The organism is Allobranchiibius sp. GilTou38, from assembly GCF_017565325.1.
Classification (GTDB): domain Bacteria; phylum Actinomycetota; class Actinomycetes; order Actinomycetales; family Dermatophilaceae; genus Allobranchiibius; species Allobranchiibius huperziae.
In genome coordinates, this window is the sequence record NZ_JAGEKN010000006.1 from 55851 (window position 1) to 77531 (window position 21681).

Below are 21681 nucleotides of genomic sequence, written 5' to 3' on the forward strand. Positions count from 1 at the left end.
AAGTATCGGAGCGCAGCGTAGAACGTCGTGGGGTGGCCTGAGATGCCTCGTCGGGACGACATCAAGAGCGTGCTGGTCATCGGCTCCGGGCCGATCGTGATCGGCCAGGCGTGCGAGTTCGACTACTCCGGCACCCAGGCGTGCCGGGTGCTGCGCGAGGAGGGCCTGCGGGTCATCCTCGTCAACTCCAACCCGGCCACGATCATGACCGACCCCGAGTTCGCCGACGCGACGTACGTCGAGCCGATCAACCCGGCGGTCGTGGAGTCGATCATCGCGGCCGAGCGCCCGGACGCGGTGCTCGCGACCCTGGGCGGGCAGACCGCGCTCAACACCGCGATCGCGCTGCACGAGGCGGGGGTGCTGGAGAAGTACAACTGCCCGCTGATCGGTGCCAACGTCGAGGCCATCGAGCTGGGCGAGGACCGCGAGCGTTTCAAGGGCGTGGTCGCCCGCTGCGGCGCGGAGTCGGCGAAGTCGATCATCGCCCGCACGATCGACGAATGCCTCGCTGCCGCAGAGCAGCTCGGCTACCCGATGGTGGTGCGCCCGTCGTTCACCATGGGTGGCCTCGGCTCCGGGTTCGCGTACGACGAGAAGGGGCTGCGTCGGATCGCCGGCGCCGGCCTGCAGGCCAGCCCGACCACCGAGGTGCTCCTGGAGGAGTCGATCCTCGGCTGGAAGGAGTACGAGCTGGAGGTGATGCGCGACCACGCCGACAACGTGGTGGTCGTCTGCTCCATCGAGAACCTCGACCCGATGGGCGTGCACACCGGCGACTCGATCACCGTCGCGCCCGCGCTCACCCTGACCGACCGGGAGTACCAGCGGCTGCGCGACATCGGCATCGCGGTCATCCGCGAGGTGGGCGTCGACACCGGTGGCTGCAACATCCAGTTCGCCGTGAATCCCGAGGACGGCCGGATCATTGTCATCGAGATGAACCCGCGGGTGTCGCGCTCAAGCGCGCTCGCCAGCAAGGCCACCGGCTTCCCGATCGCCAAGATCGCCGCCAAGATGGCCATCGGCTACACCCTCGATGAGGTCCCCAACGACATCACCGAGCAGACGCCCGCCAGCTTCGAGCCGTCGCTGGACTACGTCGTGGTCAAGGTGCCGCGCTTCGCGTTCGAGAAGTTCCCGGCCGCCGACCCGACCCTCACCACCACGATGAAGTCGGTCGGCGAGGCCATGTCCATCGGACGCAACTTCACCGAGGCGCTGCAGAAGGCGTTGCGCTCGATGGAGCGCTCCGGCTCCTCCTTCCACTGGAACCCCGACGACGAGCCGTCCAAGGAGATGGGGCGCGCGCTGCTGGACCAGGCGCGTACGCCGACCGACGGGCGGATCGTGCTGGTGCAGCAGGCACTTCGGTCCGGTCTGTCCGTCGAGGAAGTGCACGACGCCACCAAGATCGACCCGTGGTTCCTGGACCAGATCGAGCTGATCAACACCGTCGCGCAGCGGGTGCGCACCGCGCCGGAGATGACGCCCGCGCTGCTGCGCCTCGCCAAGCGGCACGGCTTCTCCGACGCCCAGCTGGCGCAGCTGAGCGGCACGCCGGAGGCCGTCGTACGCGGGGTGCGGCACGCCCTCGGGGTGCGCCCGGTCTACAAGACGGTCGACACCTGCGCCGCGGAGTTCGCCGCCAGCACGCCGTACTACTACTCCAGCTACGACCAGGAGAGCGAGGTGTCGCCGCGCGAGCGGCCCGCCGTGCTCATCCTCGGCTCGGGCCCCAACCGGATCGGGCAGGGCGTGGAGTTCGACTACTCCTGCGTGCACGCGTCGTTCGCGCTGCGCGACGCCGGCTTCGACACGGTGATGGTCAACTGCAACCCCGAGACGGTCTCCACCGACTACGACACGTCCAGCCGGCTCTACTTCGAGCCGCTCACGCTGGAGGACGTGCTCGAGGTCGTGCACGCCGAACGCGCCGCCGGCCCCGTCGCGGGCGTCATCGTGCAGCTCGGCGGGCAGACCCCGCTGGGCCTGGCCAAGGCGCTCAAGGAGGCCGGCGTGCCCATCGTCGGCACCTCGCCCGAGGCCATCGACCTGGCCGAGGACCGCGGCGCGTTCGGCCGGGTGCTGGCCGAGGCGAAGCTGCCCGCGCCGAAGCACGGCACCGCCTACAGCGCCGACGAGGCCCTGGCCGTCGCGCAGGAGATCGGCTACCCCGTGCTGGTGCGGCCGTCGTACGTGCTCGGCGGGCGCGGCATGGAGATCGTCTACGACGACGACACGCTGGCCAAGTACGTCACCCGCGCCACGGACGCCTCCCCGGAGCACCCGGTCTTGGTCGACCGCTTCCTCGACGACGCCATCGAGATCGACGTGGACGCGCTCTATGACGGGCACGAGATGTACCTCGGCGGGATCATGGAGCACATCGAGGAGGCCGGGATCCACTCCGGCGACTCCGCGTGCGCGCTGCCGCCCGTGACGCTCGGCGCGCAGGAGGTCGCCCGGGTGCGCGAGTACACTCTGAAGCTCGCGCAGGGCATCGGCGTGCGCGGTCTGATGAACGTGCAGTTCGCCCTCGCGCAGGACATCCTCTACGTGCTCGAGGCCAACCCCCGCGCCAGCCGCACGGTGCCCTTCGTGGCCAAGGCGACCGGCGTACCGATGGCCAAGGCCGCGGCGCGGGTGATGCTGGGGGCGAGCATCCAGCGGCTGCGCGACGAGGGGATCCTGCCGCCGCGCGGCGACGGGAGCACCCTGCCGCCCTCGGCGCCGACCGCGGTGAAGGAGGCGGTGCTGCCGTTCAAACGCTTCCTCACCACCGAGGGCGAGGTCGTCGACAGCCTGCTCGGGCCGGAGATGCGCTCGACCGGCGAGGTGATGGGCATCGACGACGACTTCGGCTCGGCATTCGCCAAGAGCCAGCTGGGCTCGGTGACCGGACTGCCGCGCGAGGGGCTGATCTTCGTCTCGATCGCCAACCGTGACAAGCGGGCGATGATCTTCCCGCTCAAGCGGCTCGCTGACCTGGGCTTCGACCTGCTCGCGACCGAGGGCACGGCGGACGTGCTGCGCCGCAACGGCGTCCACGCTCAGGTCGTGCGCAAGCACAGCGAGGGTCGCGGACCGCAGGGCGAGCCGACCGTGGTCGACCGCATCCTGGCCGGAGATGTGGCGATGGTGGTCAACACCCCGTCCGGGCAGGGCGCGCGCGTCGACGGCTACGCCATCCGGGCGGCCACCACGAGCATGGACCGGCCGATCATCACCACGGTGCAGCAGCTGGCGGCCGCGGTGCAGGGCATCGAGGCGCAGCTGGCCGGGCCGATGAAGGTCAAGCCGCTGCAGGCGCACGCCCGGGACCTGAACCTCTACGCACGATGACCTCGGGGAGTTCCGGGAGCTCGGCGAACGCAGTGGGCGGGAGGGCGCCGTTCGGGGTCCGGTTGCGCGCCGCGATGGACGCGCACGGTCCGCTCTGCGCAGGGATCGACCCGCACCGCGCGCTGGTCGAGGCGTGGGGACTGCCCTACACCCTCGCGGGGGTCGAGCGGTTCGCGTTGACCTGCGCCGAGGCGTTCGGTGGGCAGGTGGCGGCGGTCAAGCCGCAGTCGGCGTTCTTCGAGGTCTTCGGGTCCGGGGGAGTGGCGCTGCTGGAGCGGGTGGTCGCGGCGCTGCGGGACGCGGGCACCCTGACCGTGCTCGACGTCAAACGCGGCGACATCGGCAGCACGATGGCGGCGTACGCCGACGCGTTCCTGCGCGAGTCCCCGCACGCACCCGACGCGATCACGCTCAGCCCGTACCTGGGGTACGAGTCGCTGCGCCCGGCGATCGACCTGGCCCACGCGACCGGCCGCGGTGTCTTCGTGCTGGCGCTCACCTCCAATCCCGAGGGCGCCAGCGTGCAGCACGCGACGCTCGACGGGGTGAGCGTGGCGCGCAGCGTCGTCTCCGGCGCTGCCGTCGACAATGCACCGGCGCGCGGTCGGGACGAGCTCGGCAGCGTCGGGCTCGTCGTCGGGGCGACCGTCGGCGACGCCGTACGACGCCTGGACCTGGACCTCGTCGGTGCCGCCACGCCGGTCCTCGCGCCCGGTGTGGGCGCCCAGGGGGCCGGGCCGGCGCAGCTGCGGGACGTGTTCGGGGCGGCGCTTCCGCAGGTGCTGGCCGCGAGCAGCAGGGAGGTGCTGGGCGCGGGACCGGACGTGCGCACCTTGCGGGACACCGCCCGGCGTACCGCGGACGCTCTGCGGGTCTGACCGCCCCGGCGCCCCGGAAGATGGCACCGACGGGAGCAGCCAGCGCGCCGTCACGGGTCTCCCTGACTGATTTCCACGCCCGTTCCTTGCGTCAGTGCCGCTGTCGCGCAGCATGATTGGAGACCCGGATTGCCCAACGTCCCTGTCGGTGGATAGGTTCGCCGGAACGGCTGTCGCGGATTCGCGGGTGGCCATCGACGATGCAGACTGACTACAGACCAACTCAGGAGTAACCCGGTGGCCCTCCCCGAACTGACGCCCGAGCAACGAGCCCAGGCGTTGGAGAAGGCGGCGGCAGCCCGCCGGGAGCGGGCGGAGGTCAAGAACCGCCTCAAGTACGCGCAGGGGTCGTTGCGCGACGTGATCGAGAGCGGGAAGCACTCCGAGGTCATCGGCAAGATGAAGGTCTCGGCCCTGCTGGAGTCGATGCCCGGGGTGGGCCGGGTGCGCGCCGCGCAGATCATGCAGGAGATCGGCATCTCCGAGAGTCGGCGGGTGCGGGGCCTCGGGACCAACCAGATCACCGCCCTGCTGGAGCGGTTCGAGGCCTGAGGGATGCCTGCACTCTTCGTGCTGGCCGGACCCACCGCGGTCGGGAAGGGCACGGTCTCGGCGTACATCCGCGAGCACTACCCCCAGGTGTGGCTGTCGGTGTCGGTGACGACCCGCCGCCCCCGCCCCGGTGAGGTCGAGGGCCGCCACTACCACTTCGTCTCCCAGGAGCACTTCGACGAGCTCGCGGCGCAGGGGGAGTTCCTCGAGTACGCCGTCGTGCACGGTCGGGCGAGCTACGGCACCCCGCGGGCCCCGATGCAGGCCGCGATCGAGGCGGGGCTGCTGCCGCTGCTGGAGATCGACCTGCAGGGCGCGCGGCAGGTGCGCGAACAGCTGCCCGAGGCGCACTTCGTCTTCCTGGCGCCGCCGTCGTGGGACGAACTGGTCCGCCGGCTCGTCGGGCGCGGCACCGAGACCACGGAGGAGCGCGAGCGCCGGCTCGCCACGGCCCGCCTCGAACTGGCCGCCGCGGACGAGTTCGACACCGTCATCGTCAACGACGACGTACAGCGGGCCGCCGGCGAACTCGTACACTTGATGCAGCAGCACTAGACTGCTGCAGTTGCGCGACTGTCGCGCCCAGCACTCGATGCCGGGCGCGACGCCGGTCGCCACCACGAACGCACTTGCACCGCAACGGAAAGAGACTCTTCGTGTCCGGCACCCACGCCACCCCCGAGGGCATCACCGACCCGCCCATCGACGACCTGCTGCGCGTCGCCGACTCCAAGTACGCCCTGGTGATCTACGGCGCGAAGCGCGCCCGCCAGATCAACGCCTACTACTCCCAGCTGTCCGAGGGACTGCTGGAGTACGCCGGCCCGCTCGTCGACAGCCAGGTCAACGACAAGCCCCTCTCGATCGCGCTGCGCGAGATCAACCAGGGTCTGCTCGACATCGAGAAGGTCGAAGCCTAGGTCCCACGACCCCCTCCGGTCGCGTCATGCGGATCGTCCTCGGCGTCAGCGGTGGCATCGCCGCCTACAAGGCATGCTCACTGCTGCGATCGTTCTCCGAGGACGGCCATGACGTGACCGTCGTGCCCACGGCCGCAGCACTGCGGTTCGTGGGCGCGCCCACCTGGGCTGCCCTGTCGGGCAAGCCCGTGAGCGACGACGTCTGGTCGCAGGTGCACGAGGTGCCCCACGTGCGGCTGGGCCAGCAGGCCGACCTCGTCGTGGTGGCGCCGGCGACGGCCGACCTCCTCGCGAAGGCCGCCCACGGCATCGCCGACGACCTGCTCACCAACACCCTGCTGACCGCACACTGTCCGGTCGTCCTGGCCCCCGCCATGCACACCGAGATGTGGCAGCACCCCGCCACCGTCGCCAACGTCGCGACGCTCCGAGAGCGCGGCGTGCACGTCATCGAACCCGCCAGCGGGCGTCTCACCGGCGCCGACAGCGGCCCGGGCCGGCTGCCCGAACCCGCCGACATCGCCGCGTACTGCGCGCCGTTCCTCACCGGCGACCCGGACGATGCGCGCGACCGTGACCTCGCCGGTCTGCACGTGCTCGTCACCGCCGGCGGCACCCGCGAACCTCTGGACCCGGTGCGCTATCTCGGCAACCGGTCGTCCGGAAAGCAGGGATACGCGCTGGCGGCCGTCGCAGCGCAGCGCGGCGCGCAGGTCACCCTCGTGTCCACGGTCAGCACGCCCGCGCCGCCCGGATGCGCGCTGGTGCGTGTCGAGACCGCCCTGCAGTTGCGCGACGCCGTGCTGGCCGCGGACGCCGACGTCGTCGTGATGGCCGCGGCCGTGGCGGACTTCCGCCCCGAGCACGCCGCCACCGCCAAGATCAAGAAGACCTTCGACCCGGCCGCGCCGGACGCGGCGCCCGTCGTCCGCCTGGTGCGTAACCCGGACATCCTGGCCGAGCTGCTGACCCGGCGCGGCGAGGGCACGACGCCGGTGCTGGTCGGGTTCGCGGCCGAGACGGGCGATGAGCAGGGCAGCGTGCTCGACCACGCCCGGTCCAAGCTGGCCCGCAAACCGGTCGATCTGCTGGTCGCCAACGAGGTGGGCGACGGTGTGACCTTCGGTCAGGACGACACCACGGTGCACCTGCTGAGCGGCGACGGCTCCAGCTCGCACGACATCGGCCCGGCGGACAAGACGACCGTCGCGCACGCTGTGTGGGACGCCGTACGCGCCATCGCACCCACCGTCTAGACTCGGCCGTCGGCCGCTCGGTGCCCCGGATGACGGGTGCCGCGCGATCACGCGGCACACGCCGCACGAGCGCCGCGACCCATAGGAGAAGCCTGCAGTGGTACGACTCTTCACGTCCGAATCGGTCACCGAGGGACACCCGGACAAGATCTGCGACCAGATCAGCGACTCGATCCTGGACGCCATGCTGAAAGAAGACCCGCGATCCCGGGTCGCGGTGGAGACCATGGTCACCACCGGCCTGGTGCACGTGGCCGGTGAGGTCACCACCAACAGCTACGTCCCGATCGCGCAGATCGTCCGCGACACGATCGTGAACGTCGGCTACGACTCCTCGCTCAAGGGCTTCGACGGGCACTCCTGCGGAGTGTCCATCTCGATCGGCGCGCAGAGCTCCGACATCGCCCAGGGCGTCGACACCGCGCACGAGCACCGCGCCGAGGGCGGCACCGAGGCCCTGGACAGCCAGGGCGCCGGCGATCAGGGCCTGATGTTCGGGTACGCGTGCGACGACACCGCCGAGCTGATGCCGCTGCCGATCTTCCTGGCGCACCGCCTGTCCGAGCGCCTCACCCGGGTCCGTAAGGACGGCACGCTGCCCTACCTGCGCCCGGACGGCAAGACCCAGGTGACCATCTCCTACGAGGGTGACCGGGCCGTCGGTCTGGACACCGTGGTGCTCTCCACGCAGCACGCCGACGACATCTCGCTGGACGGGATGCTCGCGCCGGACATCGACGAGCACGTCATCCGGCCGGTGTTGCAGGACCTCGCCGCGGCGGGCAACACCCTCGACACCTCGTCGTACCGCAAGCTGATCAACCCGACCGGGCAGTTCATCATCGGCGGCCCGATGGGCGACGCCGGCCTGACCGGCCGCAAGATCATCGTCGACACCTACGGCGGCATGGCCCGCCACGGCGGCGGCGCGTTCTCCGGCAAGGACCCCTCGAAGGTCGACCGGTCCGCGGCGTACGCGATGCGCTGGGTGGCCAAGAACGTCGTGGCCGCCGGACTCGCGACCCGGTGCGAGGTGCAGGTCGCCTACGCGATCGGCAAGGCGCAGCCGGTCGGTCTCTACGTCGAGACCTTCGGCACCGAGACCGCGCCACTGGACGACATCCAGAAGGCCATCACCGACGTCTTCGACCTGCGGCCCGCCGCGATCGTGGAGGAGCTGGACCTGCTCCGCCCGATCTACCAGCCGACCGCCGCCTACGGTCACTTCGGCCGCACCGAGGCGCCCGGCGTCCGGGACGCGTTCACCTGGGAGCGCACCGACCGCATCGAGCACCTGCAGAAGGCCGTCCGCGGGTAATACCCCACGAAGTTTCTCCCCCGCTTCGCTCCTTCGAATACTTCGCGAGGACCCCGAGGCGGGGCGCACCAAACTCGTCCCACAGGTGGGGTCGTGGCGCGCTCCATAGAGCGCGCCACGACCCCATCTGTCGTACGCGCGGACGTGGTGTCCGTCCTGCCCCGTATAACTGAGCGCGTGAACGACGGAAGAGGTGCCGCGCAGGCGCCGAGCGAGCAGCAGCTGGCGTTGCTGCACGCCGCTGCCGCGACCCGTCGTACGACCGCGCGCGCGACCTCCCACGACGGTCCCGAACTCCCGGTCGCCCAGGTGGCCGTCGACGTGGGGCTGCCCCACCTGGACCGGCCGTTCGAGTACGCCGTGCCCGTCGACCTCGACGACACCGCCCTGCCCGGCGCCCGGGTCAAGGTGCGGTTCGCGGGCAAGGACGTCTCCGGCTTCGTGCTGGCCCGCGTCCGGGAGGCCGAGCACGTCGGGAAGCTGACGGACATCCGGCGCGTCGTGTCGCCCGAGGCAGCGCTCACCCCGGCGATCGCCCGGCTGTGCCGCGAGGTGGCCAACCGGTACGCCGGGACGTTCAGCGATGTCGTGCGCCTCGCAGTGCCCGCCCGCCACGCGGCCGCGGAGAAGGCGCTGGACGCCAAGGTGGAGGGTGCCGACGCCCCCTCACCCGGCGGCGGCGGGGAGGAACACGCCGCATCCGCCGCGCCCGATCCGACGAGCCCCGGGACGGATGCCTGGGGGCGGTACCCCGCCGGCCCGGCGTTCCTGCACCGGCTGGGCGCCGGCGGCGCGCCGGCCGCCGCCTGGCTCGCAGCGCCCACCACCGATCCCGTGCTCGACTGGCCGACCGCGATGGCGCAGGCGGCCCGCGCGACGCTCGACGGGGGTCGCGGAGCGGTGCTGGTGGTGCCCGACCACCGCGACGTCGACCGGCTCGACGAGGCCCTGACCGAGCAGCTCGGACCCGGCCGGCACGTGCGGCTCACGGCGAGCCAGGGCCCGCAGGCGCGCTACACCGCCTTCCTGAAGCTGCTGCGCGGACACGTGCGCTGCGTCGTCGGCACCCGGGCCGCGGCGTTCGCGCCAGTGGCCGATCTGGGTCTGGTGGCGTGGTGGGACGACGGCGACGACCTGCTGGCCGAGCCGCGCGCGCCGTACCCGCACGTGCGCGAGGTGCTGCGGCTGCGCGCCGAGCACGAGAGCGCCGGCCTGCTGAGCGGCGGTTTCGCCCGGTCGGTCGCGATCCAGCAGTGGGTGCAGCAGGGAGCACTGCAATCGGTCGACCTTCCGGTGCGCCGCGGGGCGGTGCCACGGGTGATCGTGGCCGGCGACGAGCGCGACGTCGAACGCTCCGGCGCCGCGGCGCGGGCGCACCTGCCGTCAGCGGCGTGGCGCGCCGCGCACGAGGCGCTGCAGCACGGGCCGGTGCTGGTGCAGGTGCCCCGCCGGGGCTACCTCCCGTCGTTGCGCTGCGACACCTGCCGCGACCCCGCCCGCTGCGCGATCTGTCACGGCCCGCTGGCGTTGACGGGGTCGGGGCAGACCCCGGTGTGCCGGTGGTGCGGCGTCCCGGCGACCCCGTTCGACTGCCCCAACTGTCACTCGCACGGGCTGCGGGCGGGTGTCGTGGGCGCGCGCCGTACGGCCGAGGAGCTGGGGCGGGCGTTCCCGGGCGTGCCGGTCGTACGCTCGGGCGCCGGTGAGGTGGTGGCCCACGTGTCGTCCTCGCCCGCGTTGGTGATCGCCACCCCGGGTGCCGAACCCGTTGCGGCGCAGGGTTACCGGGCGACGCTGCTGTTGGACGCGTGGGCGCTGGTCGACCGGCCGGTGTTGTCCGCCGGCGAGGAGACGCTGCGGCGATGGTGCACGGCCGCCGCCCTGACCCGGTCGCACGACGACGACGGCGTGGTCGTCGTGTGCGGGGTGCGCGACGACGAACCGCTGCCCGTGGTGCAGGCGCTCGTGCGATGGGCGCCCGCGTGGCTCGCCGAGCGGGAGCTGGCCGAGCGGGAGGCGCTCGCGCTGCCGCCGGCCGTGTGGATGGCCGGTCTCACCGGCGATGCTCCGGCCGTCGCGTCGATGGATCGGGGCGTCGGCGACGGGTTCGAGCGGATCGGTCCACTGGCACACCCGGAGCGCGACGGCACCGTGCAGGAGCGGCTGCTCTTGCGTACGTCGCTCGAGGACGGTCCGCGGGCGGCAGCCGCGTTGCACGCGGCGCGCGCCGGTCGCAGCGCCCGCAAGGAGCCGGGCAGCGTCACCGTCCGCGTCGACCCGGCGGGCGACCTGCTCTGACCTCACCCGTCGGGGGGAGAGGGGCGGGTCAGACCGGAGGCTGCGGGTCGTACTGGATGCCGCGGCGCACCTGACGAGCCCGCTCTTCACCGGCGAGCCGGCGCACGAGGTGCAGCGCCATGTCGATCCCGGCAGACACCCCGGACGCGGTGATCATGTCGCCGGAGTCGACGTAGCGGTCATCGGGCCGCACCTCGATGCTCGGATCCAGTTCGTGCAACCGTTCCAGCGCTCCCCAGTACGTCGTGGCCGGTCGCCCCGCGAGCAGGCCCGCGGCAGCGTAGACAAGCGAACCGGTGCAGACGCTCGTGAGTAGCGGGACCGACTCGCGTTGAGCGCGCACCCAGTCCAACTGCGCCTCGTCGACCAGCTGCGGCCTGGTGCCCTCGCCGCCGGGGTAGACCAGCACCTCCCATGGCGGCGCGTCCGCGTAGGACAGCGGCGCGATCAGGGTGAGGCCCTTGGCGCACCGCACCGGGCCGCCCTCGCGCGAGAAGCAGGAGACGTCGTACCCGTCGTCCGGGTACTCCCTGGTCCAGAACGACAGCACCTCCCACGGGCCGACGGCGTCGAGTTCCTCCACCCCGTCGAAGAGCAGGATGCCGATCTGCTTGCGCACGGGCGCGGTCTCGGTGGTCATGCCCCGATCGTGCCAGCGCGGGTCGCCGTTAGGCTCCCTTCACCATGAGTTCGAGTCTTCCGGAGTCCGGCGGATCCACCCTGCCCTCGCCCACGTCGGTCGATCGCGACCCTCTCGCACCCGCGCCTGTGCTGGCCGTGGTCTTCGACCTCGGCAACGTGCTGATCGAGTGGGACGCGTACGCCGCCATCAGCACCGTCGTCGGCGACGAGCGGGCTCGGGGCTTCCTCGCCGACGAGACGTTCGACTTCCACGCCTGGAACATGCAGCAGGACGCCGGTCGTGCCTGGGAGGACGCCGAGGCCGACGCGATCGCCCGCCACCCGCACTATCGCGAGGAGATCCTGGCCTATCGCGAGCATTTCGAGGCCTCCCTGGTGGGCCCGATCGAGGGGACGGTCGACATCCTGCGCGAGCTGCACGCCGCGGGGACACCGCTCTTCGCGCTGACCAACTGGTCGCACGAACTCTTCCCGGTGGCGCTCGCGCGCTTCGACTTCCTGCAGCTCTTCGAGGACATCGTGATCTCCGGCGAGGAGGGGATCGCCAAACCCGACCCGGAGATCTTCGAGGTGCTGGCCGAGCGGCTCGAGCACATCGGCGACCTGGAGGAGACGATCTTCATCGACGACCGACTCGACAACGTCCAGGCGGCCGTGCTCGCCGGGATGGACGCGGTGCAGTTCACCAGCCCGTCCGATCTGCGCGCGGACCTGCTCTTCCGCGGTCTTCCGGTGAAGGCCATCTGAGATGTCCGTCACCCCCATCCGCCTCTTCGGCGATCCGGTGCTGCGGACGCCGGCCGCACCCGTCACCGCCTTCGACCGTGAGCTGCAGACCCTCGTCGCCGACCTGACCGACACGATGATGAACGCGCCCGGTGCCGGTCTGGCGGCTCCGCAGATCGGCGTGGGATTGCGCGTCTTCACCTACTACGTCGACGGGCAGTTGGGGCATGTGATTAACCCCGAGCTCACCCTCTCCCCGGAGCTGCAGTGCGGACCCGAAGGGTGCCTGTCGATCCCCGACCTGCGCTTCGACACGACCCGGTCGCTGCGGGCCGTCGCCCGCGGCTTCGACATGCACGGCGAACCGGTGACCATCGAGGGCAGCGACATGCTCGCCCGCTGCTTCCAGCACGAGACCGACCATCTCGACGGCATCCTCTTCGTCGACCGGCTCGACCCGACCGCTCGCCGCCACGCGCTCAAGGCCATCCGGGACGCAGAGTGGGCCGGGCTGCCCGGACCGATCATCCGCGACAGCCCGCATGCGACCTATGGCCGTGCGTTGTGAGGGTCGTCTTCGCCGGCACGCCGGAGGTCGCCGTCCCGTCCCTGCAGGCTTTGCTCGACTCCGCGCACGACGTGGTCGGCGTCATCACCCGCCCCGACGCGCCCGCGGGGCGCGGGCGTTCGGTACGCCGTTCGCCGGTGGGTGTGCTCGCCGATGAGGTGGGCGTGCCGGTGCTCACGCCGCAGCGACCGCGTGATCCCGACTTCCTCGCGCAGTTGGCCGAACTCTCGCCCGACGTGTGCCCCGTGGTCGCGTACGGCGCGCTGGTGCCGCGGGTCGCGCTCGACGTGCCGCGCCTCGGCTGGATCAACCTGCACTTCTCGCTGCTGCCTGCCTGGCGCGGTGCGGCACCCGTGCAGCACGCGGTCATCCACGGCGACGAGGTCACCGGTGCCACCACCTTCCTGCTGGAGGAGGGCATGGACACCGGTCCGATCCTCGGCACGATGACCGAGACCGTGCGGCCGCGGGACACCAGCGGCGACCTCCTCGAGCGGCTGGCGACGGCGGGCGCCGGACTCCTGGTGGCCACGCTGGACACGCTGGCCCAGGGTGATCTCACGCCGATGCCGCAGCCCTCCGAAGGCGTCTCGCTCGCACCCAAGATCTCGGTCGAGGATGCCCGGATCCGATGGCACGAGCCGGCGTTCGCTGTCGACCGCAGAGTCCGCGGAGTCACGCCGGCACCCGGTGCGTGGACGACGTTCCGCGAGGAGCGGCTCAAGGTGGGGCCGGTGAGCCTCCTCGACGAAGAGGTGCGCGATGCGCCCGGCGCGATCCGGGTGGGAAAGGCGGGTGTCGACGTCCAGACCGGCGCCGGAGCCGTGCGCCTCGGCACGGTGCAGCCCCAGGGCAGGAAGGCGATGCCGGCGGCAGACTGGGCACGCGGCTCCCGGATCGGCGAGGACGAGGTGCTCGGATGAGTGACGACGGCGGCGGCTACCGCGACGCGAAGGGGCGTCAGCGTCCCGCGGCGCGACGTCGCTCGAACGACGGTCGCTCGGCTCAGCGACCCACCGATCGGCGGCGTTCGGGTGACCCCGCCCGGCGCGTCGCCTGGCAGGTGACCCGCAACGTCGCGGACGGCGCGTACGCCAACCTCGACCTGCAGAAGCTGCTGCGCGAGGCCGACCTGCACGGCCGGGACGCCGGTTTCGCGACCGAGCTGACCTACGGCGCGATCCGGATGCGCGGGCTCTACGACCCGATCATCGAGCGCTGCGCCGGCCGTCCGGTCGCGCAGATCGACGCACCGGTGCTCGACACGCTGCGGCTCGGTGCACACCAGCTGCTCGGCATGCGCGTGCCCGCGCATGCCGCGGCGTCCGAGACGGTGGCGCTGGCGCGCGAGGTCAATGGAGCGGGCGCCGCCGGCTTCGTCAACGCCGTACTTCGCCGGGTCAGTGAACGCACCCGCGAGGAGTGGGTCGCCGAGGTCGTCGCCGGCCGGGAACCGTTGGAGCGCCTGTCGATCGAACACTCCCACCCGATGTGGGTCGTTCGCGCGATGCGTGCCGCTCTGCTCGAGCGTGGCACGGCCACCTCCGACGACGTGGACGAGCAGCTGCTCGCGCTGCTGCAGGCCGACAACGCGCCACCCCTGGTGTCGCTGGTGGCAAGGCCGGGTCTGGCAACCGTGGAGGAGCTGGTCGCCGCGGGCGCTCACGCCTCCCGGCTGTCCCGGGTGGGCGCGGTGCTCGACGGAGGCGATCCGGCGCAGATCGACGCCGTACGCCGGATGCGTGCGGCCGTGCAGGACGAGGGCTCCCAGCTGCTCACCCTCGCGCTGGCCGAGCCGGGTCTGGTCGAGGGGCGCGAACACCAGGAGTGGCTCGACCTGTGCGCCGGGCCGGGCGGCAAGACCGCGCTGCTGGCGAACCTCGCAGCCGAACAGGGCGCTGTCGTCTTCGCCAACGAGGTCAGCGAGCACCGGACCACGTTGGTGCGCAAGTCATTACGCGCCACCCTCGAAGCAGGGATCGAGGTGATGATCGGCACCGGTGACGGGCGCGACCTGGGCGTCGAGGAGCCCGACACCTACGAGCGCGTGCTCGCCGACGTGCCCTGCACCGGTCTGGGCGCACTGCGCCGCCGCCCGGAGGCGCGCTGGCGGCGTACGCCGTCTGACGTCACCCCGTTGGTGACGCTGCAGCGGGAGCTGCTGCTGTCGGCTCTCGCCACCACCCGGCCGGGCGGCGTCGTCGGCTACTCCACCTGCAGCCCGCACCTTGCCGAGACCTCTCAGCTGGTGGCATCGGTGGTGGAGCAGACGGGGGCCATTCTGCGGGACGCTCGCCCGCTCTTCCGCGACACCGCTGGCGCGCCGATCGAGCACCTGGGCAACGGTCCTGACGTGCAGCTGTGGCCCCACCTGCACGGCACCGACGCCATGTACTTCGCGCTGCTGCGCAAGCCGGAAACCCAGGACTGAGAGGACATTTCGTGCAGATCGCGCCGAGCATCCTGTCCGCCGATTTCGCCAACCTGCAGGCGGAGCTGCAGCGGATCTCCCATGCCGACTGGGCCCACGTCGACGTGATGGACGGGCATTTCGTGCCCAACCTGACGCTCGGCGCGCCGGTGGTGGAGGCGCTGGCCAAGGTCAGCCCGATCCCGCTGGACTGCCACCTGATGATCGAGGACCCCGACCGCTGGGCCACGGACTACGCCGAGGCCGGCGCCGGCAGCGTCACCTTCCACATCGAGGCCGCGCACGACCCGGTACGGCTCGCCCGCGCGATCCGCGCGGCCGGTGCGCGGGCGAGTGTGGCCATCAAGCCGGGCACGGCGTTCGCGCCGTACGAGGAACTGCTCGACGAGGTCGACATGGTGCTGGTGATGACCGTCGAGCCGGGGTTCGGTGGCCAGTCCTTCATGGCCGACCAGATGCCGAAGGTGGCGCAGGTGCGCGAGGCCGTCCGGCGTCGCGGCGGCGAGATCTGGGTGCAGGTCGACGGGGGAGTCTCGAGCGACACCATCGAGCAGTGCGCCCGGGCCGGTGCCGACGTCTTCGTCGCGGGATCGGCCGTGTACGGCGCGGACGACGCCGCGGCGGCGATCGACCGCCTGCGCGAACTTGCCCAGAACTGCTGCTGATCGGCCGACACCCGCGGTTGTCAGCGTCTTTCTGGTGCCGGCGTCCGAGATCCGCTGACAACCGGTCCGCGGCGAGCGGCATGGTGACGCTGCGGTAACATCACGGCAGAACGTGCTCCGGGGTCGGTGTAATTCCGAACCGGCGGTGACAGTCCGCGACCCGGCCCAGCTTCGATCAGTGGGCCGGTTGACCTGGTGGAATTCCGGGACCGACGGTGAAAGTCCGGATGGTAGGCAGCACGTGACCCGCTTCGGCGGGTCCGCGACACGCGTGTCGCGACTGAGCGCACCCTTCCGGGGGCTGCGTCCCGTCGCGGACCGCTGTGTCGCCCATCGCCCTGGAGCCCGTGCCCGACCGGCCGGCCGACAGGAGTTGTGAAGCGCGATGGACACCCGATCCCGCGACGAGACCTTTCTGCTGCGAGCCCTCGAACTGGGGCAGCGCGGTCCGGCCGTCGACGCCAATCCTCGGGTGGGATGTGTTGTCGTAGCAGGTGATTCGGTCGTCGGGGAGGGATGGCACGACGGTGCCGGCACTGCGCACGCCGAGGTCATGGCCCTCGGCGCCGCGGGCGATCGTGCGCGGGGAGCCACGGCGTACGTCACCCTCGAACCCTGTGCTCACGTCGGCCGCACCGGCCCGTGTGCTGAGGCGCTCGTCGAGGCCGGCGTACGCCGGGTCGTCTATGCCCAGTCCGACCCCAACCCCGCCGCCCGGGGTGGCGCCGCCGTGCTGCGCGACGCGGATGTCGAGGTGTCGGGCGGGCTCCGTGCAGCGGAGGCTGCCGCGCTCAACGCCCACTGGACCTTCGCCGTCGAGAACGAACGCCCCTACGTCACCTGGAAGTTCGCCGCCACCCTCGACGGGCGCAGTGCCGCGGCCGACGGCAGCAGCCGGTGGATCACCGGTGAGCTGGCCCGCGCCGACGTGCACCGCCTGCGTGCCTCCGCGGGCGCTCTCATGGTCGGCACCGGCACCGTTCTGGCCGACGACCCGGCACTGACCGTGCGTACGCCGGACGCGCCCCGCCGCCCGCCGGTGCGGGTGATCGTGGGGGAGCGGGAGATCCCCGCCACCGCGAGGGTGCTGGACGACGCCGCCCCCACCCTGCTGCTGCCCGTTCATGACCCGCACGTCGTCCTGAAACAGCTGCACGCCCAGGAGATCCGGCATGTGTGGCTCGAAGGCGGCCCCACGCTGGCCGCGGCGTTCCTGAGGACCGGGCTGGTCGACGAGGTCGTCGCCTACCTGGCGCCGGCGCTGCTCGGCGACGGTCCGGCGGCCGTCGCGGGCCTCGGCATCGGATCCATCGACGGCATCCGCCGATTCCAGCTGACTGACGTCACCCGGCTCGGCGACGACCTGCGGCTACGGCTGCACCCCGCGACCACGACGACGAAGGAAGACTGAATGTTCACCGGCATCGTGGAGGAGCTCGGCTCCCTCGGATCGATCGAGCACGGCAGCGATTCGGCCGTCCTGCGCATCAACGGCACGACCGTCGTGTCCGATGCGCGGCACGGCGCCTCCATCGCGGTCAACGGCGTGTGCCTGACCGTCGTCGACCACGACGAGCTCGGGTTCACCGTCGACGTGATGGCCGAGACGCTGCGTCGCTCGAGCCTCGCCGGGATCGCGCCTGGCGACCCCGTCAACCTCGAGCGGGCGATGCCCGCCGACGGTCGCTTCGGTGGTCACATCGTGCAGGGCCACGTCGACGGCACCGCGCGGGTGCTGGGTCGTGAGCCGGGCGACCGGTGGACCGTCGTGCGGATCGAATTGCCGCACCAGCTTTCGTCGTACGTCGTGGAGAAGGGATCCATCACCGTCGACGGGGTCTCCCTCACTGTGGCGTCCGTCGACGACGACTGCTTCACCGTCTCGCTCATCCCCACCACCCTGGCGCTGACCACGCTGGGCCATCGCACGGTCGGCGAGCCGGTCAATCTCGAGGTCGACATCCTCGCCAAGTACACCGAGCGCCTGCTCGCCGGACGCCTCCGCGCCCGGTCCACCACCGAGGAGGACGCATGAGTTTCTTTCAGAACCTGTACGACGCGCACCTGACCATCTCCGGGCACGCGATCACCTGGCGCGAGATCGTCGGCAACCTCTTCGGCCTCGCGTCCGCGCTCGGCGGCATGCGCCGCAAGGTCTGGGCCTGGCCGATCGGCATCATCGGCAACGCACTGCTTTTCACGGTCTTCTTCGCGGTGGGCTTCACCGGCCACGGCGGCCAGGTGCTCTTCGGGCAGGCCGGGCGGCAGGTGTTCTTCATCCTCACCTCGGTCTACGGCTGGTGGGCATGGCGCCAGACCAAGCGCACCCGCAGGCAGGACGCGCCGGCGGTCGACCCGCGCTGGGCCACGGCCGGCGAACGGGCGGCGTACGTCGGGGTGTGGCTCGCCGGGTTGGTCGTCTGCTGGTGGCTCTTCAAGCTCATCGGCGCCGGGTTCCCCGCCCCTTGGTACTACTACTGGTGCGACGCGTGGATCTTCATCGGCTCGATGATGGCGACCTTCGCGATGGCCCGTGGCTGGAACGATTTCTGGTTGATGTGGCTGGCCGTCGACCTCGTCGGCGTGCCGGAGCTCATCAAGTTCCAGTACTACCCGTCGGCCGTGCTGTACGCGGTCTACGCGGCGTTCGTGATCTGGGGCTTCTTCGTCTGGCTGAACGTGTCCCGACGGGACGCGCTGGTTCTCGAGCCGACCGGGAGCGTGTGACATGCGGCTCGCGACGATCGACGCCGCCCTCGCCGAACTGGCGCTGGGCAGACCGGTCCTCGTTGCGGACGATGCGGACCGGGAGAACGAGGTCGACCTGGTGATGTCCGCGGCGGTCGCCGACGAGTCGTGGATGGGCTGGGCCGTGCGGCACGGTTCGGGCGTCGTCTGCGCACCGCTGCCGGGTGAGGTCGCCGACCTGCTGGCGTTGCCGCCGATGGTGCACGACAACCAGGATCCGAAGGGCACCGCCTACACCGTCTCGGTCGACGCGGCCCGCGGGGTGAGCACCGGCATCAGCGCCGCCGACCGCACCGCCACGGTGCGCGCACTGGCTGATCCCGCCGCGACGGCGAGCGACCTGACCCGGCCCGGGCACGTCTTCCCGCTGCGCGCCCGCCCGGGCGGCGTGCTGGAGCGGCCCGGTCACACCGAGGCAGCCGTCGACCTGTGCCGTCTGGCCGGTCTGTCGCCGGTGGGTGTCATCGTCGAGCTGGTGCACGACGACGGGTCGATGATGCGGCTCGACGCCGCGCTCGACCTGGCCGAGTGCGAGGGCCTGCTGACGATCACCATCGCCGACCTGGTCGCCTGGCGCCGCCGTCAGGACCGGGTGCGTGCGGTGGCCCGCACGACGCTCCCCACCCCGCACGGCACCTTCGCCGTCACGGCGTACGTCGACCGGCTCACCGGCGTCGAGCACCTGGCCCTCACCAGCCCCGCCGGGCCCGGCGACGGACTCGTGCGGGTGCACTCCGAGTGCCTCACCGGCGACGTCTTCGGATCCCGGCGGTGCGACTGCGGTCCACAGCTCGAGGCTGCGATGGAGCGCATCGGGCGCGACGGCGGCACCGTCGTCTACCTGCGCGGACACGAGGGCCGCGGGGTCGGGCTCGCCGACAAGCTGCGCGCGTACGAACTGCAGGACGGTGGATACGACACCGTCGATGCTCAAACCCGGCTCGGTCTGCCCGTGGACGCGCGGGAGTACGACGCCGCGTCGGCGGTCCTGCACGACCTGGGAAGCACCGGCGTCCGACTGCTCACCAACAACCCACGGAAGGCCGAAGCGTTGCAGGAGTTGGGGATCGACGTCATCGAGATGGTGCCGCTGCATGTGGGTCAGACGACGGAGAACGAGCGCTACCTGCGCACCAAGCGCGAGCGGCTCGGCCACACGCCGCCGCTGGAGCCGGTGTCGCCCCTGCACCCCAGCGACCTGACGACCGGTCACGGGGTGTCGGCATGAGCGGGCACGGCGCCCCGGTCGTCACCACCGACGCCTCCGGCCTGCGGGTCGCGGTGATCGCCGCGTCCTGGCACGAGCAGGTCATGAGCGGGCTGGTCGACGGCGCGCTGCGCGGACTGTCCGACGCCGGGGTGGCGGACGACGATATCGAGCTCGTACGGGTGCCCGGCAGCTTCGAGCTGACCGTCGCCTGCGCGCGTCTCGCACCGTCGTACGACGCCCTCGTGGCGCTCGGTGTCGTGATACGGGGCGGCACACCGCACTTCGACTACGTGTGCCAGTCCGCGACCCTCGGGCTGACCCAGGTCAGCGTGCAGACTGGGGTGCCCGTCGGCTTCGGCCTGCTCACCTGCGACGACGAGCAGCAGGCGCTGGCGCGGGCCGGGCTGCCCGGGTCGAGCGAGGACAAGGGCCACGAGGCGGCGACGGCGGCCGTGGCGACCGCAATCACGCTGCGGACGCCGGCCCGGTCGACGTCCATCGCACCGTAACCTGGCTCCTCGTGAAGACGTTCGAGCAGTTGTGGTCCGAGCTGGCCGAGAAGGCCCGCGAGCGACCGGTCGGATCCGGCACCGTCGCGGAACTCGACACCGGTGTGCACGGCATCGGCAAGAAGATCGTCGAGGAGGCCGCCGAGGTGTGGATGGCCGCCGAGCACGAGGGCGTGGAGCGGACGGCCGAGGAGATCAGCCAGCTGCTCTACCACCTGCAGGTGCTGATGCTGGCGCGCGGGCTCACGCTCGAGGACGTCTACTCCTACCTGTGATCCTCTGACCGGCACCGACGAAGGACGACCATGCTGAGAGTGGCAATGCCCAACAAGGGCGCGCTCGCCGAACCCGCCGCCGAGATGCTGCGCGAGGCCGGTTACCGCGGGCGCCGCGACGCCAAGGAGTTGGTGATCCTCGACGCCGACAACGACGTCGAGCTGTTCTTCCTGCGCCCGCGCGACATCGCGGTGTACGTCGGGCAGGGCACCCTCGACGTCGGCCTCACCGGGCGCGATCTGCTGCTGGACTCCGGCAGCCCGGCCACCGAGTGCCTGCCCCTCGGGTTCGGTGCGTCGACCTTCCGCTACGCCGGTTCGGCCGGCGGGGTCGCCGACGTCGCCCAGCTCGAGGGTCGCCGGGTCGCGACCAGCTTCCCGGGTCTGGTGCGCGCCGACCTGAGGAAGCACGGCGTGCACGCGGAAGTCGTACGCCTCGACGGCGCGGTCGAGACCGCCGTGACCCTGGGGGTCGCGGACGTGATCGCCGACGTCGTCGAGACCGGCACGACGCTGCGCAACGCGGGGCTCGAGGTCTTCGGCGAGCCGATCCTGCAGAGCGAGGCCGTGCTGGTGCAGCGCGCCGACGCCGACTCCAATCCGCTGCTGGCAGTGCTGATCCGGCGTCTGCAGGGCGTGCTGACCGCTCAGCGTTACGTCATGGTCGACTACGACATCCGCCGCGAGCTGGTCGAGCAGGCGTTCGCGGTCACGCCCGGGCTGGAGAGCCCGACCGTGTCGCCGCTGCACGACGAGCAGTTCGTCGCCGTCCGCGCGATGGTGCCGCGCCGCTCCACCAACGCGGTGATGGACGAGCTCTACGAGATCGGTGCGCGCGCCATCCTCGTCACCGAGATCGCGGCCTGCCGATTATGAGCATCCGATGACAACGACGTCCGAGCCGTACGCCGTCTTCCGTCCGCGGCGCTCCCGCGTGGTGGCCACGGCAGCGGCGATCGCGTGCGTGATCGCCTTCGCGATCGTGGGGCTGACGGTCCCGCGCGGCGGGGTGACCGGTTGGGCCGGCATCGATTCGGTGATGCTGACGCTCTTCGGGGTGCTCATCGCCGCGTTTTTGATGCGGTACGCGCTCGTGCGTGCCGTGCCGACCGAGCGCGGTCTGCAGGTCCGCAATCTGCTCTCGACGCGCACCATCGAGTGGGTGCAGGTGGTCAACGTCCAGTTCGGCGGTGGCCAGCCCTGGCTCATGCTCGAACTCGACGACACCGAGCACTTGGCGGTGATGGCGGTGCAGCGATCCGACGGGCCGCACGCGCAGGCCGAAGCCGGCCGGATGGCGGCCCTGGTGCAGGTGCACTCGACCGTCCAGGACCGCTGAC

General features: G+C 71.5%; 22 protein-coding genes and 1 riboswitch. Of the genes, 21 read left to right on the forward strand and 1 reads right to left on the reverse strand.

The features are described 5' to 3' along the window. Nucleotides 1-42: 42 nt before the first annotated feature. The 8 genes from carB to JOB34_RS05440 all read left to right on the forward strand — a co-directional run bounded on the left by carB (nt 43) and on the right by JOB34_RS05440 (nt 10567). Nucleotides 43-3345 (forward strand): carbamoyl-phosphate synthase large subunit, encoded by a 3303-nt coding sequence (gene carB, locus JOB34_RS05405; protein WP_208051753.1) that lies wholly within the window; start codon nt 43-45, stop codon nt 3343-3345. Further along, complete coding sequence (gene pyrF / locus JOB34_RS05410; RefSeq protein WP_208051754.1) at nt 3342-4223, forward strand: orotidine-5'-phosphate decarboxylase; 882 nt, start codon at nt 3342-3344, stop codon at nt 4221-4223. Before carB ends, pyrF begins: the two co-directional genes overlap by 4 nt. A gap of 237 nt (nt 4224-4460) precedes the next feature. Next, nucleotides 4461-4775 carry an integration host factor, actinobacterial type gene (gene mihF, locus JOB34_RS05415; RefSeq protein WP_179480372.1) on the forward strand — a complete coding sequence of 105 codons (315 nt, stop codon included), beginning with the start codon at nt 4461-4463 and terminating at the stop codon, nt 4773-4775. Nucleotides 4776-4778: 3 nt separating this feature from the next. Continuing rightward, on the forward strand, nt 4779-5330 hold the full coding sequence (gene gmk / locus JOB34_RS05420; RefSeq protein WP_208051755.1) for a guanylate kinase: 552 nt from the start codon (nt 4779-4781) through the stop codon (nt 5328-5330). Between the two features lie 101 nt (nt 5331-5431). Next, nucleotides 5432-5695 (forward strand): DNA-directed RNA polymerase subunit omega, encoded by a 264-nt coding sequence (gene rpoZ, locus JOB34_RS05425; RefSeq protein ID WP_179480376.1) that lies wholly within the window; start codon nt 5432-5434, stop codon nt 5693-5695. 26 nt (nt 5696-5721) lie between these two features. Beyond that, nucleotides 5722-6951, forward strand: a complete 1230-nt coding sequence (gene coaBC / locus JOB34_RS05430; protein WP_208051756.1) for a bifunctional phosphopantothenoylcysteine decarboxylase/phosphopantothenate--cysteine ligase CoaBC — start codon at nt 5722-5724, stop codon at nt 6949-6951. A gap of 97 nt (nt 6952-7048) precedes the next feature. Further along, nucleotides 7049-8269, forward strand: coding sequence for a methionine adenosyltransferase (gene metK / locus JOB34_RS05435; protein ID WP_208051757.1), 1221 nt, complete (start codon nt 7049-7051; stop codon nt 8267-8269). A 177-nt stretch (nt 8270-8446) separates the two neighbouring features. Then, nucleotides 8447-10567 carry a primosomal protein N' gene (locus JOB34_RS05440; RefSeq protein WP_347813737.1) on the forward strand — a complete coding sequence of 707 codons (2121 nt, stop codon included), beginning with the start codon at nt 8447-8449 and terminating at the stop codon, nt 10565-10567. Between the two features lie 28 nt (nt 10568-10595). Here JOB34_RS05440 and JOB34_RS05445 read toward each other — a convergent pair whose 3' ends face one another. Beyond that, entirely contained in the window at nt 10596-11207 is a 612-nt protein-coding gene (locus JOB34_RS05445; RefSeq protein WP_208051758.1) for a DJ-1/PfpI family protein, read from the reverse strand. A 44-nt stretch (nt 11208-11251) separates the two neighbouring features. Between JOB34_RS05445 and JOB34_RS05450 the strand changes: the two genes are divergently transcribed. From JOB34_RS05450 to JOB34_RS05510, 13 genes are all read left to right on the forward strand, one after another. After that, nucleotides 11252-11956, forward strand: coding sequence for an HAD family phosphatase (locus JOB34_RS05450; RefSeq protein WP_208051759.1), 705 nt, complete (start codon nt 11252-11254; stop codon nt 11954-11956). A gap of 1 nt (nt 11957) precedes the next feature. Then, nucleotides 11958-12503 carry a peptide deformylase gene (gene def / locus JOB34_RS05455; RefSeq protein WP_208051760.1) on the forward strand — a complete coding sequence of 182 codons (546 nt, stop codon included), beginning with the start codon at nt 11958-11960 and terminating at the stop codon, nt 12501-12503. Beyond that, complete coding sequence (fmt, locus tag JOB34_RS05460; RefSeq protein ID WP_208051761.1) at nt 12500-13426, forward strand: methionyl-tRNA formyltransferase; 927 nt, start codon at nt 12500-12502, stop codon at nt 13424-13426. The genes def and fmt overlap by 4 nt, the downstream gene beginning before the upstream one ends. Further along, nucleotides 13423-14934 (forward strand): transcription antitermination factor NusB, encoded by a 1512-nt coding sequence (locus JOB34_RS05465; protein ID WP_208051762.1) that lies wholly within the window; start codon nt 13423-13425, stop codon nt 14932-14934. Before fmt ends, JOB34_RS05465 begins: the two co-directional genes overlap by 4 nt. 11 nt (nt 14935-14945) lie before the next feature. Next, nucleotides 14946-15599, forward strand: coding sequence for a ribulose-phosphate 3-epimerase (gene rpe, locus JOB34_RS05470; RefSeq protein WP_208051763.1), 654 nt, complete (start codon nt 14946-14948; stop codon nt 15597-15599). A gap of 108 nt (nt 15600-15707) precedes the next feature. After that, nucleotides 15708-15844: riboswitch (FMN riboswitch) on the forward strand. 140 nt (nt 15845-15984) lie between these two features. Continuing rightward, complete coding sequence (gene ribD, locus JOB34_RS05475) at nt 15985-17010, forward strand: bifunctional diaminohydroxyphosphoribosylaminopyrimidine deaminase/5-amino-6-(5-phosphoribosylamino)uracil reductase RibD (RefSeq protein WP_208051764.1); 1026 nt, start codon at nt 15985-15987, stop codon at nt 17008-17010. Next, the gene (locus tag JOB34_RS05480; protein ID WP_208051765.1) at nt 17011-17634 is read left to right on the forward strand and encodes a riboflavin synthase; all 624 of its coding nucleotides are present in this window, start codon (nt 17011-17013) and stop codon (nt 17632-17634) included. It begins immediately after the preceding gene. Beyond that, nucleotides 17631-18326: a nicotinamide mononucleotide transporter family protein gene (locus JOB34_RS05485; protein ID WP_208051766.1), complete on the forward strand. Its 696-nt coding sequence runs from the start codon at nt 17631-17633 to the stop codon at nt 18324-18326. Before JOB34_RS05480 ends, JOB34_RS05485 begins: the two co-directional genes overlap by 4 nt. 1 nt (nt 18327) lies before the next feature. Next, entirely contained in the window at nt 18328-19575 is a 1248-nt protein-coding gene (gene ribA / locus JOB34_RS05490; protein WP_208051767.1) for a GTP cyclohydrolase II, read from the forward strand. After that, nucleotides 19572-20066, forward strand: coding sequence for a 6,7-dimethyl-8-ribityllumazine synthase (ribH, locus tag JOB34_RS05495; RefSeq protein ID WP_208051768.1), 495 nt, complete (start codon nt 19572-19574; stop codon nt 20064-20066). Before ribA ends, ribH begins: the two co-directional genes overlap by 4 nt. 11 nt (nt 20067-20077) lie before the next feature. Continuing rightward, nucleotides 20078-20341: a phosphoribosyl-ATP diphosphatase gene (locus JOB34_RS05500; RefSeq protein ID WP_208051769.1), complete on the forward strand. Its 264-nt coding sequence runs from the start codon at nt 20078-20080 to the stop codon at nt 20339-20341. A 30-nt stretch (nt 20342-20371) separates the two neighbouring features. Next, a complete protein-coding gene (hisG, locus tag JOB34_RS05505) occupies nt 20372-21217 on the forward strand; it encodes an ATP phosphoribosyltransferase (RefSeq protein WP_208051770.1) in 846 nt (281 codons plus the stop codon). Between the two features lie 7 nt (nt 21218-21224). Then, nucleotides 21225-21680, forward strand: coding sequence for a PH domain-containing protein (locus JOB34_RS05510; protein WP_208051771.1), 456 nt, complete (start codon nt 21225-21227; stop codon nt 21678-21680). The last annotated feature ends 1 nt before the right edge of the window (nt 21681 follow it).